Origin of the sequence: Streptomyces beijiangensis (genome assembly GCF_017315755.1) — a bacterium.
GTDB lineage: Bacteria > Actinomycetota > Actinomycetes > Streptomycetales > Streptomycetaceae > Streptomyces > Streptomyces beijiangensis.
In genome coordinates this window covers 1-16,183 of record NZ_JAFLRJ010000305.1, presented here as the reverse complement: position 1 = coordinate 16,183, position 16,183 = coordinate 1, and the positions used below count along the sequence as shown (strand labels likewise).

Sequence of the window (16,183 nt, the reverse complement as noted above, 5' to 3'; positions counted from 1 at the left end):
TCAAGGCCGCGATCGCCGCCGGGATCGACTCGATCATGACGGCGCACATCCAGTTCCCCGCGCTCGACCCGAGCAACGATCCCGCGACACTCTCGCACCCCATCCTCACCGGCATCCTGCGCGGGGAGCTCGGCTACCAGGGCGTGATCATCACCGACGCCCTCGACATGCAGGGCGTACGGGACAAGTACGGCGACGCCCGCGTCCCGGTGCTCGCCCTCAAGGCCGGCGTCGACCAGCTCCTGAACCCGCCGGACCTGCCGACCGCCTGGAACGGGGTCCTCGCGGCGGTGCGCAGCGGCGAGCTCCCGGAGTCCCGGCTCGACGAGTCGATCCTCAGGGTCCTGCGGCTCAAGGCGCGACGCGGCCTGTTCAGCCGTCCGTACGTCTCCGACCGCGAGATCGACCGCACCGTCGGCACCCGCTCGCACCTGGCCGCCGCCGACCGGATCGCCGAGCGCACCACGACCCTGCTGCTCAACAAGGGGGCCCTGCTGCCGCTCTCCCGGCGCCGGGAGAAGAACCTCCTGGTCCTCGGCGCCGACCCGGCGTCCCCTTCGGGCTCGACGGGACCGCCGACGACCGTGCTGGGCAAGGAGTTCGACCGACTGGGCTTCTCCGCCACGGTCCTCTCCACCGGCACGCTCCCCACCCAGGCGCAGATCGACGCGGCCGTCGCCGCCGCGCACGGCAAGGACGCGGTGGTCGTCGGTACGTACAACGCGGGTGCGGGCGGCGCCCAGTCCAAGCTGGTGGCGGCGCTCGTCGCGAGCGGGGTGCCGGTGGTGCAGATCGCGATCCGCAATCCGTACGACATCGCCGCACTGCCCACGGTGGGCGCGGCGCTCGCCACGTACAGCTGGACGGACGTCGAACTCCGGGCAGCGGCACGGGTGATCGCGGGTGCGGTGGAGCCCCGGGGGAAGCTGCCGGTGCCGGTCCAGCGGGCGGACGACCCCGCGCAGGTGCTGTACCCGGTCGGCTACGGTCTGTCGTACTAGACGTACGCTCCGTGCATCTGGCGTGCGCCCGCCCCGGCGGGTCACGCTGGATGCAGTTATGGGGGGTGTACTTGTGCACAGGCTCGGAGCTTGGTTTTTGGGGGTGATCTGCGTCGTGCTGGTGGGGGTTCTGAGCTCCTGCCAGCAGCCGTCGAGGGGCGGTCCGACGCAGAAACTCCAGGAGTCGCCGCAGCCCACGGGGTACGGGGCGACGTTCCTGGGGCCGGACGAATGCAGCTCGCGCGGCAGGGACTTCCGCGAAGTGTCCTGCACGAGCGAACGGGCGTACGCACGCGTGCTCGCCCGCCACGAGGGGAGCAGACCGGCAGGGCCCGCCTGTCCGGACCCGACGGACTTCGTCCTGTACATCTCGGAGACCACGCCCGCACTGGCACAGGGCGCGAGCGCGACCCCGTCGGCCGTGGCGAACGGCTATGCCTGCATGCGCACCCTGGAGCCGCCGCACCCTGGCGACCCGGGCAAGGGCGGCGGGCCGCGGACGGTGGTCGGGGACTGCGTCTACAACGCGGGGAAGGGGCAGGTGAAGGAGACGGCCTGCGACGGTTCGGGCGAGAGGCAGCCGGAGTTCGAGGTGACGACGTCGGTCGCGAGGCGCGCGCTCTGCCCGCCGACGACAAAGCTGTACGTCCAACTGGGCGGCACGAAACCGGTGGGCTGCGCGAGCCGCGTGTGACTCCGCGCGTGTCCTCAATCGCCGGACGGGCTTATTTTTTCAGCCCGTCCGGCGATTGAGGACAACAGGAGCTGCTCGCAGCTAGGGCCGCAGAGCCGGGTCACGCTCAACCCGCTGCGCATCCAACTTGGCATCGTACGAAGCCAACGGCTTCGCCCGCGCCGGGTCCGCCTGGACCGCAGCCGGCGCGACGCCCGCCCAGTCGAGGATGCGGGCCGTGGCCAGCGCCTTCTGGTCGGCGGCCAGACCCGCGACATTGGCCCCGTGGTTCAGGCCGGGCGCGGTGAAGACGTAGGAGTCGTCCGCGTGCCGCCCGACGCTGAAGCGCTCCGCGCCCCACGGGTCGTTCTGTCCGTACACGAAGAGCATCTGGTGGGCGTTGCGCTTCACCCACGAGTCGACGTCGCGCATGACGCCCTTCTCGAACCGCATCGGGATGGAACGCGGCACGAAGTTGCGCGGCGGCTGGTACCCGTAACGGGAGAGCTTGCCGAGCCAGGGCTGGCGGATGTCGGGCGAGCCGAGCTGGGTGCCCGCCTGGTAGTAGTACGGCGTGTACGGCGACAGACCCTGGTCGGTGTAGAAGGAGAAACCGGAGATCGTGTCGATGGAGTCCCAGATCGCCTGGTCGGTGGCGTGCGGGGCGTCGGCCGGGATCTCGGCGCAGTCGGCGACCAGGCTGTACTGCCAGAAGCCCCAGACGTAGTCGAGGACGACGGCCTCGTAGGCCTTGTCGAGGGTGCCGACGGTGGTGAAGGTGTAGCCGTTCGCGGCAGCGTACTCCGCGTACTTCTTCTCCAGCGGTACGCGCCGCACCAGGGCCTCGCGCTGCACGGCCTGGAGCTTGTCGCGGCACTCCTTGGTGCCGACCTGCTGGAAGAACCGGTCGTACGCCGAGTCCTCGTTGTTCACCACGTCGTTGGGCGCGACATACGCGACGACGCCGTCCATGTCACGCGGGTAGTAGCGCTCGAAGTACGTGGCGGTCATCCCGCCCTTGGAGCCGCCGGTGGTCAGCCACTTCTTGGAGTAGAGCGGCTTCAGCGCCTGGAAGATCCGGTGCTGGTCGCTGGCTGCCTGCCAGATGTCCAGCTTGGTCCAGTCGGCCGGCTGCGGCCTGGACGGGGTGAAGTACCGGTACTCCAGCGAGACCTGATTGCCGTCGACGATGCGGGTCGGCTCGCTGCGGCTGGGTGTGGTGGAGACGTTGTAGCCCGAGGTGAAAAAGACCGTGGGCCGGCTGGTGTCCTTGTGCAGCAGGGTGAGCCGCTGCTGGAAGGTGCCCTTGGAAGGGTGCCGGTGGTCGACGGGCTGGGTGTAGTTCAGGACGAAGTAGCGGTAGCCCGCGTAGGGCTTCTCCTCGATGAGGCTCATCCCCGGAATCGCGAGGATCTGTTCCTTGATGTCCGTACTCGGCTCCGCGGTGGTGACCGCTCCGGCCGTCGACACTCCTGCCGCACTCACGGTGCCTATGAGCACCACGAGCGCCAGCAGCCATCTGAGCGCCTTGCGCATTCGCCCTCCCCTGGGGTTCACGAGATCACGACAGACCCGGTGAACCTAGCCGGGTCAACAGCCGACCCGCCAGCCCCAGTTGGACCTTCCCTCACAGGAACGGGTCAGCAGAGGATCCAGCCCGTGGCGCCCGACTTCCCGGAGACCGCGCCCACGGCCCGTATGCACTTCGTGGCGCTACGGACCTTCACGGGCCCCGCGAGCCGCCCGAACCGGCCGCTGTCGACGACCGCGCGACCCCCACGGACCTGCAGCAGGACGGACATGGGCCGCTTGGCGCCGGGCTTCTTCGCCAGGGTGACGGCGCAGGTGTACGGACCGCTGCGGTACACCTCCAGGCGCCCGGTGGCGAAGGGCACGGTCTTCACCCGCTGCCCGGGACACCCGGACGCGGCATGCGCGCCCTGGGCGGGTGTCGCCAGTTCCAGGACCCCGGTCGCCGTCAGCACGGCCAGACCGAACACGAGCCTCCTGCGCAATCCGCCGTCGAACACTGCTTCCCCCTGAGCCACAAGAGCGTATGTGTGTACGACGCGTGGCGCGGGTGGGCGGTTCCAGCGGGCCGGATGTCAGGTTTGGGACAACCAAATCAGTCCACCCGGGGTCTTACGGGACAGACCGCGCGAATGGTTGCGCGCGAAAGGCAGGTCTAGCCATGGTTCATACACGTACAGCGGGCCGCATTGCGATGACGGCCGCACTCCTCACCGCAGTGGCGGTGGTTCCGGCCGCCGCGTCCACGGCCTCCTCGACCCGCCCGCCGGCCCCTTCGGTCAGCGGCAGCCCCGAGGTCGCGTACAACAGGGTCGCCGACTTCTACGGGTCGTACATCGACGCCGGGTACGGGGAGGGTGGCGTCGCGGGCGGCAAACTCTCCACCGCCCTGCGGAACTTCTATCTGACGCCGCAGTTGCGCAAGCAGCTCGCCGCGTGGGAGAGCCGGAATCACGCGGACGGTGTGCTGCGCGCGCAGAACGTGCCGAGCGCGTGGCGGGTGACGCCGGGGAACAGCGGGATGGGGCACACGTGGTCGTCGGTGCGGCTGACGTGGGGGTCGGTGAAGCACCCCACGTACACGTACCTGGACGTCCAGTCGGACCTCTCCACGAAGAAGATCTCCGGGATCAGGGAAGCACGCCGCTAGCCGCCGCCCCCGCCCTGGGGCTCCGCCCCAGACCCCGGTCCTCAATCTCCCCCAAGCTCTCGGCTTCGCTCGAGCAGGGGGGACCCCCTCGACGGGCTTGATCTGGCCCTCTGGGCTTGCTTGTGCGCGCACTTGCAAGCCCACGTCGGGCAAATTCAGCCCGTCCGGCGATTGAGGACAAAGCGGGCCGCGCAGCGGCACGCCTACGCCCCCACCGGCTCCTCTTCGCCCACGAACGTGCGCCACAACCGCGCGTAATCCCCGTCCAGGGCGAGCAACTCGCCATGCGTGCCGTCCTCCACGACCCGCCCGTGGTCCATCACGACCACCCGGTCCGCCCGCGCCGCGGTCGTCAGCCGGTGGGCCACCACCAGCGTCGTACGCCGCCCCGCGAGACGGTCCGTCGCCTGGCTGACCTGGGCCTCGGTCGCCAGGTCCAGCGCAGCCGTCGCCTCGTCGAGCAGCAGTACGTCCGGGTCGACGAGCTCCGCCCGCGCCAGCGCGATCAACTGCCGCTGCCCGGCGGAGAGATTGCGCCCGCGCTCGGCGACCTCGTGCAGGTACCCGCCGTCCAGCGTGGCGATCATCTCGTGCGCGCCCACCGCACGGGCCGCCGCCTCGACCTCCGCGTCGCTCGCCTCGGGACGCCCGTAGGCGATCGCGTCACGCACCGTCCCCGCGAAGAGGTACGCCTCCTGCGGTACGACACCGAGCCGGTGCCGGTACGCGGTCATGTCCAGCGTCCGCAGGTCCGCCCCGTCCGCGGTCACGCGTCCGCCCGTCGGGTCGTAGAACCGTGCCACCAGCTTGACCAGCGTGGACTTGCCCGCCCCGGTCTCGCCGACGAAGGCGACGGTCTGCCCGGCGGGGATCCGCAGATTGATGCCGGTCAGCGCCTCCTCCTTGCCCCCATACGCAAAATGCACGTCCTCGAAGGCGATGTCACCCCGCAGCGAAGTCACCGGCAGCGGGTTCTCCGCGTTCTCCGTCGACGTCGGCTCCTGCAGCAGCTCCTGGATCCGCTTCAGGGAGACCGTGGCCTGCTGGTACCCGTCGAAGACCTGGGACAGCTGCTGCACCGGCGCGAAGAAGAGGTCGATGTAGAGCAGGTACGCCACGAGCGCACCCGTGGTGAGTGTGCCCGCCTCGACCCGGTGCGCCCCCACGATCAGTACGGCCGCCGCCGCCACCGACGACAGGAGCTGCACGAAGGGGAAGTAGATCGAGATCAGCCACTGCCCGCGCACCCGCGCCTGACGGTAGCTGTCGCTGCCCGCCGCGAAGGCGGCGCTGCCGAGCCGCTCCCGCCGGAAGGCCTGCACGATGCGCAGCCCCGACACCGACTCCTGCAGGTCGGCGTTGACCAGCGCGACCCGCTCGCGGGCCAGTTCGTACGCCTTGACGCTCTTCTTCCGGAAGAAGTACGTGCCCACGATCAGCAGCGGCAGCGTCGCGAAGACGACCAGCGCGAGCTGCAGATCGAGGACGAGGAGCACCACGAGGATCCCGAAGAAGGTGACCACCGAGACGAAGGCGGTGACCAGCCCGGTCTGCAGGAACGTGGACAGCGCGTCCACGTCCGTGGTCATCCGGGTCATGATGCGCCCGGTCAATTCCCGCTCGTAGTAGTCGAGTCCGAGTCGCTGGAGCTGCGCGAAGATCTTCAGCCGGAGCGAGTAGAGCACCCGCTCGCCGGTCCGCCCGGTCAGCCGCGTCTCGGCGGTCTGCGCCAGCCACTGCACGACCACGGTCGCGAGACCGAGCCCGGCCGCCGCCCACACGGCGCCCAGCGCGAGCTTGTTGACGCCCTCGTCGATGCCGTGCCTGATCAGCACCGGCAGCAGCAGGCTCATGCCCGCGTCGATGGCCACGAGCAGCAGGCTGATCAGCAGGACGGGCCCGAAGCCGCGGAGCAGCCGCCGCAGTCCGTACGACGCCTCTGCTCTGACGGCCCCCGCCTCGTCGACGTCGGGGGTGTCGGTCGCGGGCGGCAGCGCCGCGACCTGCGCGAGCAGTTCCGGGGTCGCCGGCATACCGCCGGGAGCGGCCTCGACGGCCCGCTCCTCGCGGATCCACAGCGGGGGTGTGAGGCCGCGCTCGGCGTCGAACTCAGCGTCCAGTTCGTCGCGTACGGACGTGTCCTCGACGACCGCCTCCGGCACGACGTGGCCGGGCGAGACGCCGCCGAGCTCGTCGGGGTCGGTGAGCAGCCGTCGGTAGAGGGCGGAGCGCCGCTCCAGCTCCTCGTGCGTACCGATGTCGGCGAGCCTGCCGCCGTCCAGGACGGCGATGCGGTCGGCGAGGTTGAGGGTCGAGCGGCGGTGGGCGATGAGGAGGGTGGTGCGCCCGGCCATCACCCCGCGCAGCGCCTCGTGGATCTCGTGCTCGACGCGCGCGTCCACCGCGGAGGTGGCGTCGTCGAGGAGCAGCAACCGGGGGTCGGTGAGGATGGCGCGGGCGAGCGCGACGCGCTGGCGCTGGCCGCCGGACAGGGTCAGTCCGTGCTCGCCGACCTTGGTGTCGTACCCGGCGGGCAGCTCGGCGATGAACCGGTCGGCCTGGGCGGCGCGGGCGGCCACGAGGATCTGCTCCTCGGTCGCGTCGGGGAGCCCGTAGGCGATGTTGGCGCGCACGGTGTCGGAGAACAGGAAGCTGTCCTCGGGGACCATCCCGATCGCGGCGCGCAGCGACTCCAGGGTCAGTTCGCGTACGTCGTGCCCGCCGACCAGGACGGCACCCTGTGTGGCGTCGTAGAAGCGCGGGAGCAGGAGCGAGACGGTGGACTTGCCGCTGCCGGACGAGCCGACGACGGCGACGGTCTCACCGGGGGCGATGGAGAGCGAGAAGCCGTCGAGGACGGGCCGGCCCTCCGCGTACCCGAAGGAGACGTCGTCGAATTCGACGGTCGCGGGGGCGTCGGCGGGCAGCTCCTTCGTGCCGTCCTCGATGCTCGGCTCGGTGTCGATCAGCTCCAGCACGCGCTCCACACCGGCCCGCGCCTGCTGCCCCACGGTGAGCACCATGGCGAGCATCCGCACGGGTCCGACGAGCTGTGCGAGGTACGAGGAGAACGCGACGAACGTCCCGAGCGTGATCTCCCCCCGGGTGGCGAGCCACCCGCCCACGGCCAGCATCGCGACCTGCCCGAGGGCGGGCACGGCCTGCAGCGCGGGGGTGTAGCGGGAGTTCAGCTTGATGGTGCGCAGCCGGCCGGCGAAGAGCCGCCGGCTGACGGTCCGCAGCTTCCCGGTCTCCTGGTCCTCCTGCCCAAAGCCCTTCACGACGCGCACGCCGGTGACGGCCCCGTCGACGACTCCGGCGACGGCCGCGGCCTGGCCCTGTGCGTACCAGGTGGCGGGGAAGAGGCGGGTGCGGCTGCGCTTGGCGATGATCCAGAGGGCGGGCGCGACGGCGAGGGCGATGAGGGTGAGGGCGGGCGAGAGCCAGGCCATGATGCCCAGCGAGATCACGAAGAGCAGCACGTTCCCGATGGTCATCGGGAGCATGAAGAGCAGCCCCTGGATGAGCTGCAGATCGCTGGTGGCGCGCCCGACGACCTGGCCGGTGGACAGCTCGTCCTGGCGCCGCCCGTCCAGCTTCATGATCGTTCCGTACATCTCGGTACGGAGGTCGTGCTGGACGTCGAGGGCGAGGCGCCCGCCGTAGTAGCGCCGGATGTACGTCAGGACGTACACGACGACGGCTGCCGCTATCAGCGCACCGGTCCAGAAGGCCAGCGACCGCGATCCGTCACCGATGACGTCGTCGATGATCACCTTGGTGATCAGTGGCACCAGGGCCATGACGGCCATACCGCCCAGGGACGAGCCGAGCGCGAGCACCACATTGCGCCGGTAGCGCCAGGCGTACCCGATGAGCCGTCGCGCCCACGTCTGCTGTGCGGCGTCGTCCGCCACTAGGTGCCTCCCGTTGTCGTTCCCACCGGAAGGCACCAACGCGGCGACCAGCGGATTTCATCCCGCTGAAACAAATGTACGGTCGAAGGTCCTAGGACCGGGGCACCGGCGGCGCCACCTCGCGGGGCATCGCGGGCGGGTTCACGAGGGCCTTCAGAGCGGCCTTGGTGTTCAGGTCCCGGTGGACGACACGGGCCACGGCCTGGATCGTGTTGACCCCGTCCTGCATGGTCTTGTTGTCCTGGGTGAGCACGCTGATCGTGTAGTTGTGCCCCTTGCCGGTGAAGGCTCCGATGGAGTGCACACGCCAGCCGTGGGTGGAGCGCTGCAGCCACCCGTTCTTGACCTGGACGGTGGCGCTGCCGGGGGCCCCGGCCGGGGTGCCCCACTTCTGCGACGCGATGACCTTGCGCATCAGCCCGAGCTCGTACGACCGCGAATTGTCGCTCAGCACGGAGTTCTTGGCGGTGAGCAGCGAGAGCAGCCGCTGCTCGTCACGCACGGTGATCTGGGTGAGCCCCCAGTAACCGCCGGAGCCGGGGACGGTGTGCGTCATCCCGGCCGCCTTGAGGAAGCCCTTCACCTTCGCGACGCCCAGCTGCTTCCAGAGCGCGGTGGTGGCGTTGTTGTCGGACTTCGTGATCATGGCCGTGGCGAGTCCGGTCTCGCGCGACGTCAGGTATTTGTTGGTCTTCTTGTGGTCCCAGAGCAGCGTCGCGAGGACGGTGGCCTTCACGACGCTCGCGGAGTCGCACTTCGTGTCGAGGCGCAGGGAGCAGGTGGTCTTGGTCGTCCGGTCGTAGACCCCGACGGCCACGGTCGACTTGCGCCCCTTGAGCGCCGCGGTGATGTCCTTCTTCAGCTTGGCGGCGAGCCCCGCCTTCGCGGAGGAGCAGGCCACGACGGGTGTGGCGGCCGAGGCGGGCGCCGCGGCGAGAGCTGCCGGCGCGATGACCCCCGCGGCCACCGCGACGGCGAGCGCGCCGCGCGCGCGGCGGGATATTCGGTGCTGGTCTGACGTCATGAAAGCTCCCCGGTCCCTTACTTCGATGAACGGGCGCTCCCACAGCTGCGCCCGTCTCAGATGACTCACGACTGACCGAAAAGTTGTACGAGAAGATCCCCGCCCGCGCAACGATCTAGTCTGGCGTGATGACCCTGCGGATGATCGTTCTCAACGGCGGCTCCAGCTCGGGGAAGTCCACCATCGCCCGGTGCCTGCAGGACGTACTGCCCGACCCGTGGCTGACCTTCGGTGCCGACACCCTGGTGGACGCCATGCCCGCCGCGATGCTGACCGCGGAGTCCGGCATCGGCTTCGCGGCTGACGGTGAGGTGTCCGTCGGGCCCGCGTTCCGGGAGCTGGAGGCGGCCTGGATCGCCGGGGTCGCCGCCATGGTCAGGGCGGGCGCGCGGATCGTCATCGACGAGGTGTTCCTCGGCGGGGCCGAGTCCCAGCAGCGGTGGGTGCGGGAGCTCGACGGGGTGCCGGTGCTGTGGGTGGGTGTGCGCTGCGACAGTGACGTCGCCGAGCAGCGTGAGCTCGCGCGGGGCGACCGGGTCCCTGGTATGGCCGCCTCTCAGGCGGAGTTGGTCCACCTCGGGGTGCGCTACGACCTTGAGGTCGACAGCTCACGCACCGGGGCCATGGAGTGCGCCCGTACCATCGCCGCCTGGACGCGCACCCCGACCGCCGAATGACATGTCCATGAAAGTATTACGCAACCGCCCCTCCGTGTTCACACAAGGCGGCACTCCGCTGTGCCACCCTCTCGGTCATCGCGTTGTCAACGCGCGTAGAAAACAGCCCAGTTGAGCAGGGCCGTGGCCTACCGACCGCCAGGAGAGGACAGCCCCACATGCCCGCCTCGCACATACGTCACTGGAGAGCTCTGACCCTCGCAGCCTCCACGCTGCTCATCGCCCTCACCGTGCCGACCGCCACCGCGGCCACCTCTGCCACTTCGGCGGATCCCACCGCCACCGCCGCCGTCACCACGTACGACGACACGTACTACGCGAACGCCATCGGCAAGTCCGGTTCGGCGCTCAAGAGTTCGCTGCACACGATCATCAGCAGCCAGACCAAGATCTCGTACGACGCGGTCTGGAACGCGCTCAAGGTCACCGACCAGGACCCGAGCAACAGCAGCAACGTGATCCTTCTGTACAGCGGCAAATCCCGCAGCAAGTCGCTCAACGGCGGCGACTCGGGCGACTGGAACCGCGAGCACGTCTGGGCCAAGTCCCACGGCGACTTCGGCACCGCGACCGGCCCCGGCACCGACCTCCACCACCTGCGCCCCGAGGACGTGGCGGTCAACGGCATCCGCGGCAACCTGGACTTCGACAACGGCGGCAGCGCGGTCACCAACGGCGGCGGCAGCCTCGTCGACTCCAACTCCTTCGAGCCCCGTGACGCGGTCAAGGGCGATGTGGCCCGCATGATCCTGTACATGGCGGTGCGCTACGAGGGCGGCGACGGGTTCGCCGACCTCGAACCCGACGACGTGGTCAACAACGGCAGCAACCCCTACATCGGGCGCCTCTCCGTACTCAAGCAGTGGAACGACGAGGACCCGCCGGACGCGTTCGAGGAGAACCGCAACCAGGTCATCTACGCGACCTACCAGCACAACCGCAACCCGTTCGTCGACCACCCCGAGTGGGTTGAGTCGATCTACTGAGCGGGCCTCCCGGCTCCCCGGTCCGGCCGTTCCCCTGGAACGGCCGGACCGGGTGATCAGACCGGGTGATCAGACAGCGCCGAGGTGCGTCGGGGCGAACATCTTCAGCACCGCGGGGAGCACGACCACCGAAGGGCCGGGCTCAGCGAACGCCTTCGCCAGGTCCTCGGTGAGCGACTCGGGCGTCGTACGGACCGCCGGGACCCCGAAGGACTCCGCCAGGGCGACGAAGTCCGGCCGGGAGAGCTCCGTCGCCGTCGCCTCGCCGAAGGCGTCCGTCATGTACTCGCGGAGGATGCCGTAACCGCCGTCGTCGACGATCAGCCAGGTGACGGGCAGGTTGTACTGCCTGGCGGTGGCCAGCTCGGCGATGGAGTACATCGCACCGCCGTCGCCCGAGACCGCGAGGACCGGTGTCGTACGGTCGGCGGCCGACGCACCGATCGCCGCCGGGAAGCCGTAGCCGAGACCGCCCGCGCCCTGCGCCGAGTGGAGGGCGCCCGGCCAGACGGACCAGGCCCAGTACGCCAGGATCGTCATGTCCCAGAAGCTGGGCGAAGCGGCGGGGAGCGCCTCGCGCACCGAGGCCACGAGCTGCTGCTCGAAACCGAGGTCCTGCGCGTCGATACGGGCCCTGACCTTGGCCAGGACCGTACGCACCGACTCCGCGGCCGTCTTGTCCGCACGGTCCGTGGTCTGCTCAAGGAGCTCGGAGAGGGCGATCCGCGCGTCCGCGTGGATGCCCAGCGCCGGGTGGTTCGACTCCAGCTTGCCGAGGTCCGCCTCGATCTGGATCACCCGGCCGCGCGGGGCGAACGTGTGGTAGTTCGAGGAGAGTTCGCCCAGGCCGGAGCCGACCACCAGAAGGACGTCCGCCGACTCCAGGAAGTCCGTGGTGTGGCGGTCCTCCATCCAGGACTGGAGAGAAAGAGGGTGCTCCCAGGGGAACGCGCCCTTGCCGCCGAAGGTCGACACCACGGGGGCGTCGAGCTTCTCGGCGAGTGCCAGCAGCTTGCCGGAGGCGTCCGAGCGGACCACGCCACCGCCCGCGATGATCACCGGGCGGGTCGCGGAGGACAGCAAGTGGGCTGCCACAGCCGTCAGTTCGGGGCGGGGAAACAGCTCACGCGGCGTCGCGTCCATCGCCGTGACCGGCGGGAGGGTGGTCTCGGCCAGCAGGACGTCCTGGGGGATCTCGACCCAGACAGGACCGTGCGGCGCGGTGAGCGCCGACTCCCAGGCCGCCGCGAGTGCGGAGGGGATCTGCGAGGCCTTGCGTACCGTGTGGACCGACTTCACGATGTCGCGGAACGAGGCCTGCTGGTCCCGGAGTTCATGGAGATAGCCGTGCCGGCCGCCGCCCAGGCCGGCCGTCGGGATCTGGCTGGAGATGGCGAGGACCGGGGACGATCCGGCCGCCGCCTCCTGGAGCGCGGCGAGCGAGGTGAGCGCGCCGGGGCCCGTGGAGAGGAGCAGCGGGGCCACCTCGCCGGTCACCCGGCCGTACGCGTCCGCGGCGAAGCCCGTGTTGTTCTCGACGCGCAGGCCCAGGTACGTGAGCGAGGAGCGGCGCAGGGCGTCGAACATGCCCAGCGCGTGCTGACCGGGGAGCCCGAAGACGGTCGTGGCGCCCAGGCCCTGGAGCGTCTCGACGACCAGGTCGCCGCCGTTGCGTCCTGCCGGCGGGTTGAGCGCCGCCGCGAGCTGCTCGGGCGTGAGGTGCGGGGTCTCGTCGTGGTGGTGGTCGTGGGGGCTCACTTGGTACGCGCCTCCGCGCTGTGCTCATGGCGCTGCCTGCCGGCATCGACTTGACGGGACATGATCGTGGTCAGTTCGTACGCCGTGTGGGATGCGGCGACCGAGGTGATCTCGGCGTGGTCGTACGCCGGGGCCACCTCCACCAGGTCCGCCGAGACCAGGTTGCAGGAGGACAGCCCGCGCACGATCTCCAGGAGCTCGCGCGAGGTCAGGCCGCCCGCCTCCGGGGTGCCGGTGCCGGGCGCGTGGGCCGGGTCGAGCACGTCGATGTCGATCGAGATGTAGAGCGGGCGGTCGCCGATGCGCTGGCGCAGCTGGTCGGCCACCTCGTCCACACCGCGGCGCATGACGTCGGCCGACGTGACGATGCCGAAGCCCAGCTTGGCGTCGTCGGTCAGGTCCTGCTTGCCGTACAGCGGGCCGCGTGTGCCGACGTGCGAGAGGGCGGACGTGTCGAGGATGCCCTCCTCGACGGCCCGGCGGAACGGAGTGCCGTGCGTGTACTCCGCGCCGAAGTACGTGTCCCAGGTGTCCAGGTGCGCGTCGAAGTGCAGCAGCGCGACAGGACCGTGCTTCTTGGCGACGCTCCTCAGCAGCGGCAGCGCGATCGTGTGGTCGCCGCCGAGCGTCATCAGACGGGCGCCCGTGCCGAGCAGGTCGTCGGCGGCGGCCTCGATCGTCTCGACGGCCTCGTTGATGTTGAACGGGTTCGCCGCGATGTCGCCCGCGTCCGCGACCTGCGCGAGCGCGAACGGCGAGGCGTCCTGTGCCGGGTTGTACGGGCGCAGCAGGCGGGACGCCTCGCGGATCGCGTTGCCGCCGAAGCGGGCGCCGGGGCGGTACGAGACCCCGGAGTCGAAGGGTACGCCGACCACGGCGACATCGGCGGTGCCGACCTCGTCGAGGCGGGGCAGCCGGGCGAAGGTCGCGGGTCCGGCGTACCGCGGGATGCGGGAGGAGTCGACGGGGCCGCGGGGGCCTCTGTCGCCGCCGGGTGCCGGGGTCTCGCTCTGTCGTCCGGTGCTGCTCATGGTCGGTGCCCTTCCAGGTGGTGCCTGTGCTGCTCTGTCAAGAATGCACCGGCCCACTGACAGCGGGCCGGTGCGGGGTTCAGGCCGGTACCCCGGCGACGGTTTCCTGCTCGGTCTCCGCACCCCGGCCTGCCAGCCGCTCACGCCAGTTGGCGAGCACGGCCGGGTCGGTCGGGGGTGTGGCGAGCGAGACGACGACGTACATGACGAGGGAGGCCAGCAGCCCGTAGTAGACGGGCTCGTTGGCGAGGATGCCGTACACGGCCATCAGGACCAGGACGGAGGCTCCGCCGACCACGACCGCGGCGAGCGCGCCGTACACCGTGCCGCGCTTCCACAGCAGGCCGCCGAGGATCGGCACCAGGAGGCCGCCGACCAGCAGGTCGTAGGCGACGGTCAGGCCCTCGACGACGCTGCCGAGCTGGATCGCGATGACGATCACGGCGACACCCATGACGAGGATGAAGATGCGGTTGCCCTTCACTTCGTCGTGGTCGCCCTCCACGGGGGCGGAGCCCGTCAGGCCCCGTACCCGCGACCAGATGTCGTTGTTGGCGACGGTGGCGCAGGCGATCAGCGCGCCCGACGAGGTCGACATCACGGCGGCCAGGGCGGCGGCGAGCACCAGGCCCCTGACGCCCATGGGGAGCTGGTCCTTGACGATGGTCGCGAAGGCGTCGTCCGGGTTGGCCAGGTGCGGGTAGAGGACCTTCGCCGCGGTGCCGATGACCGAGCCGGCGATGGCGTACACCAGGCAGTACGTACCGGCGACCGTGCCGCCGGTACGGGCGACCGTGTCGCTGCGCGCGGTGAACACCCGCTGCCAGATGTCCTGCCCGATGAGCATCCCGAAGGTGTAGATCAGGACGTACGTGAAGATCGTCTCGCCGCCGATGCCGAGCGGGTCGAAGTACTCGGTCGGCAGCTTCGCCTTCATCCCGCTGAAGCCGCCCGCCTTGATCACCGCGATCGGCAGCAGCAGGATCAGGATGCCGATGGACTTCACCACGAACTGCACCATGTCGGTGATGGTGATCGACCACATGCCGCCGAGCGTCGAGTACGCCACGACGATCGCGCCGCCGAGGATGATCGCGACGGTGCGGTGCATGTCGAAGATGACGTCGAAGATGGTCGCGTAGGCGATGGTCGAGGTGACCGCGAGCATCAGCGTGTACGCCCACATGACGATGCCCGAGATCAGGCCGGCCTTGCCGCCGTAGCGCAGGTCGAGCATCTCGGAGACGGTGTAGACCTTGAGGCGGGCGATGCGCGCCGAGAAGAAGACGGAGAGCGCGAGCAGGCCGAGGCCGATGGTGAAGACCATCCACGCGCCGGAGAGCCCGTACTTGTAGCCCAGGCCGACGCCACCGATGGTCGACGCGCCGCCGAGAACGATGGCGGCCATGGTCCCGGAGTACATCGCGGGGCCGAGGCGGCGGCCCGCGACCAGGAACTCACTCTTGGACTTGGCGCGGCGCATGCCCCACCAGCCCATGGCCAGCATGCCGGCCAGGTAGATGACGATCACCGCATAGTCGATGGCCATGGGGGGCCTCCTTCGCGCACCTCGGTGGCGTGTCGTGCAGGGACGGGTTTGGTGAACCCGGCAGCTGCTCGCGGGGACATACGCCCGTACCCGTGGCTGCCGGTCGGCATGACCCTAGGTGGCCGGAAAGCGACACTGAAGTGTACGTTTCCTCCACCTGCCTCCTGCCTTTGTGGATGGACCGTCCATGCCGGACCCCGCCTCTCCCCCCACTACACCCGTCGCACTGGCCGCACTGCTGGCGCGCGAGGACCTCGGTCTGCGGCAGCTCGCGGGGCCGGGGGCGGCCGTGCACTGGGTGCACACGAGCGAGATGGCGGACCCGTATCCGTATCTGCTCGGCGGCGAACTCCTCCTGACGGCGGGCGTGCAGCTGGCCGATCCGGATCTCTACGTCGCGCGGATCGTCGAGGCGGGCGGGGCGGCGCTGGGCTTCGGGGTGACACCGGTGTACGACACGGTGCCGGCGGCCCTGGTGGAGGCGTGCGAGCGCCGGGGCCTGCCCCTGGTGGAGGTCCCGCCGCGGACGCCCTTCACGGCGGTGGCCCGCGCGGTGTGGGGCCTGATGGCGCAGGCCCGCCACCGGGAGCTGCGCCGGGTGACGGAGGCCCAGCAGGGCCTGGCCACGGCGGCGGCGCGCCCGGACCCGGTCCCTGCGGTGCTGAGGCAGCTGGCGGCGCGGCTGGGCGGGTGGGCGGCGCTGGTCCCGTCCGGACGGGACGGTGGCGTACGAGGCGGGGCGGGCCCCGTCGGACCGGGTGAGGGCGTCGCTGACGACCCTGACCGCAGTGGTCCAACCAGCGCGGGGCGCAACCCACCGGGGCTCCGCCCCGGACCCCGGTCCTCAATCGCCGGACGGGCTTGATTCTCAAGCCCGTCCGGCGATT

At 70.3% G+C, this 16,183-nt stretch carries 12 protein-coding genes and 1 pseudogene; 6 read left to right on the top strand and 7 right to left on the bottom strand.

The features are described from left to right. Window positions 1–1,001: glycoside hydrolase family 3 N-terminal domain-containing protein (locus J0695_RS28120; RefSeq protein WP_206966607.1), on the top strand; the 1,001-nt coding region annotated here is incomplete at its 5' end. 58 nt (window positions 1,002–1,059) lie between these two features. After that, a complete protein-coding gene (locus tag J0695_RS28115; RefSeq protein WP_206966605.1) occupies window positions 1,060–1,695 on the top strand; it encodes a hypothetical protein in 636 nt (211 codons plus the stop codon). 81 nt (window positions 1,696–1,776) lie between these two features. Here J0695_RS28115 and J0695_RS28110 read toward each other — a convergent pair whose 3' ends face one another. Both J0695_RS28110 and J0695_RS28105 read right to left on the bottom strand, forming a co-directional pair. After that, window positions 1,777–3,210: a S28 family serine protease gene (locus J0695_RS28110; protein ID WP_206966602.1), complete on the bottom strand. Its 1,434-nt coding sequence runs from the start codon at window positions 3,208–3,210 to the stop codon at window positions 1,777–1,779. A gap of 104 nt (window positions 3,211–3,314) precedes the next feature. Next, on the bottom strand, window positions 3,315–3,674 hold the full coding sequence (locus J0695_RS28105; protein WP_372445835.1) for a hypothetical protein: 360 nt from the start codon (window positions 3,672–3,674) through the stop codon (window positions 3,315–3,317). 191 nt (window positions 3,675–3,865) lie between these two features. Here J0695_RS28105 and J0695_RS28100 point away from each other — a divergent pair, with 191 nt between their 5' ends. Beyond that, a complete protein-coding gene (locus J0695_RS28100) occupies window positions 3,866–4,354 on the top strand; it encodes a hypothetical protein (protein WP_206966598.1) in 489 nt (162 codons plus the stop codon). A 203-nt stretch (window positions 4,355–4,557) separates the two neighbouring features. On the opposite strand, the gene J0695_RS28095 is transcribed toward J0695_RS28100, so the two are convergent. After that, entirely contained in the window at window positions 4,558–8,271 is a 3,714-nt protein-coding gene (locus J0695_RS28095) for an ABC transporter ATP-binding protein (protein WP_206966596.1), read from the bottom strand. Window positions 8,272–8,362: 91 nt separating this feature from the next. Continuing rightward, the gene (locus tag J0695_RS28090; protein WP_206966594.1) at window positions 8,363–9,295 is read right to left on the bottom strand and encodes a serine hydrolase; all 933 of its coding nucleotides are present in this window, start codon (window positions 9,293–9,295) and stop codon (window positions 8,363–8,365) included. A 128-nt stretch (window positions 9,296–9,423) separates the two neighbouring features. Between J0695_RS28090 and cpt the strand changes: the two genes are divergently transcribed. Beyond that, window positions 9,424–9,972: a chloramphenicol phosphotransferase CPT gene (cpt, locus tag J0695_RS28085; protein ID WP_206966592.1), complete on the top strand. Its 549-nt coding sequence runs from the start codon at window positions 9,424–9,426 to the stop codon at window positions 9,970–9,972. Between the two features lie 158 nt (window positions 9,973–10,130). Next, window positions 10,131–10,958 (top strand): endonuclease I family protein, encoded by an 828-nt coding sequence (locus J0695_RS28080; RefSeq protein ID WP_206966590.1) that lies wholly within the window; start codon window positions 10,131–10,133, stop codon window positions 10,956–10,958. Between the two features lie 69 nt (window positions 10,959–11,027). Here the strand turns inward: J0695_RS28080 and J0695_RS28075 are convergent, their stop codons facing one another. The 3 genes from J0695_RS28075 to J0695_RS28065 all read right to left on the bottom strand — a co-directional run bounded on the left by J0695_RS28075 (window position 11,028) and on the right by J0695_RS28065 (window position 15,296). Beyond that, a complete protein-coding gene (locus J0695_RS28075; RefSeq protein WP_206966588.1) occupies window positions 11,028–12,716 on the bottom strand; it encodes a thiamine pyrophosphate-binding protein in 1,689 nt (562 codons plus the stop codon). After that, window positions 12,713–13,747, bottom strand: a complete 1,035-nt coding sequence (gene speB / locus J0695_RS28070; protein WP_206966586.1) for an agmatinase — start codon at window positions 13,745–13,747, stop codon at window positions 12,713–12,715. Before speB ends, J0695_RS28075 begins: the two co-directional genes overlap by 4 nt. A 79-nt stretch (window positions 13,748–13,826) precedes the next feature. Continuing rightward, entirely contained in the window at window positions 13,827–15,296 is a 1,470-nt protein-coding gene (locus J0695_RS28065) for a sodium:solute symporter family protein (protein WP_206966584.1), read from the bottom strand. A gap of 187 nt (window positions 15,297–15,483) precedes the next feature. Between J0695_RS28065 and J0695_RS28060 the strand changes: the two are divergent. Then, window positions 15,484–16,183: pseudogene (locus tag J0695_RS28060) on the top strand (PucR family transcriptional regulator ligand-binding domain-containing protein); the annotation flags it as partial.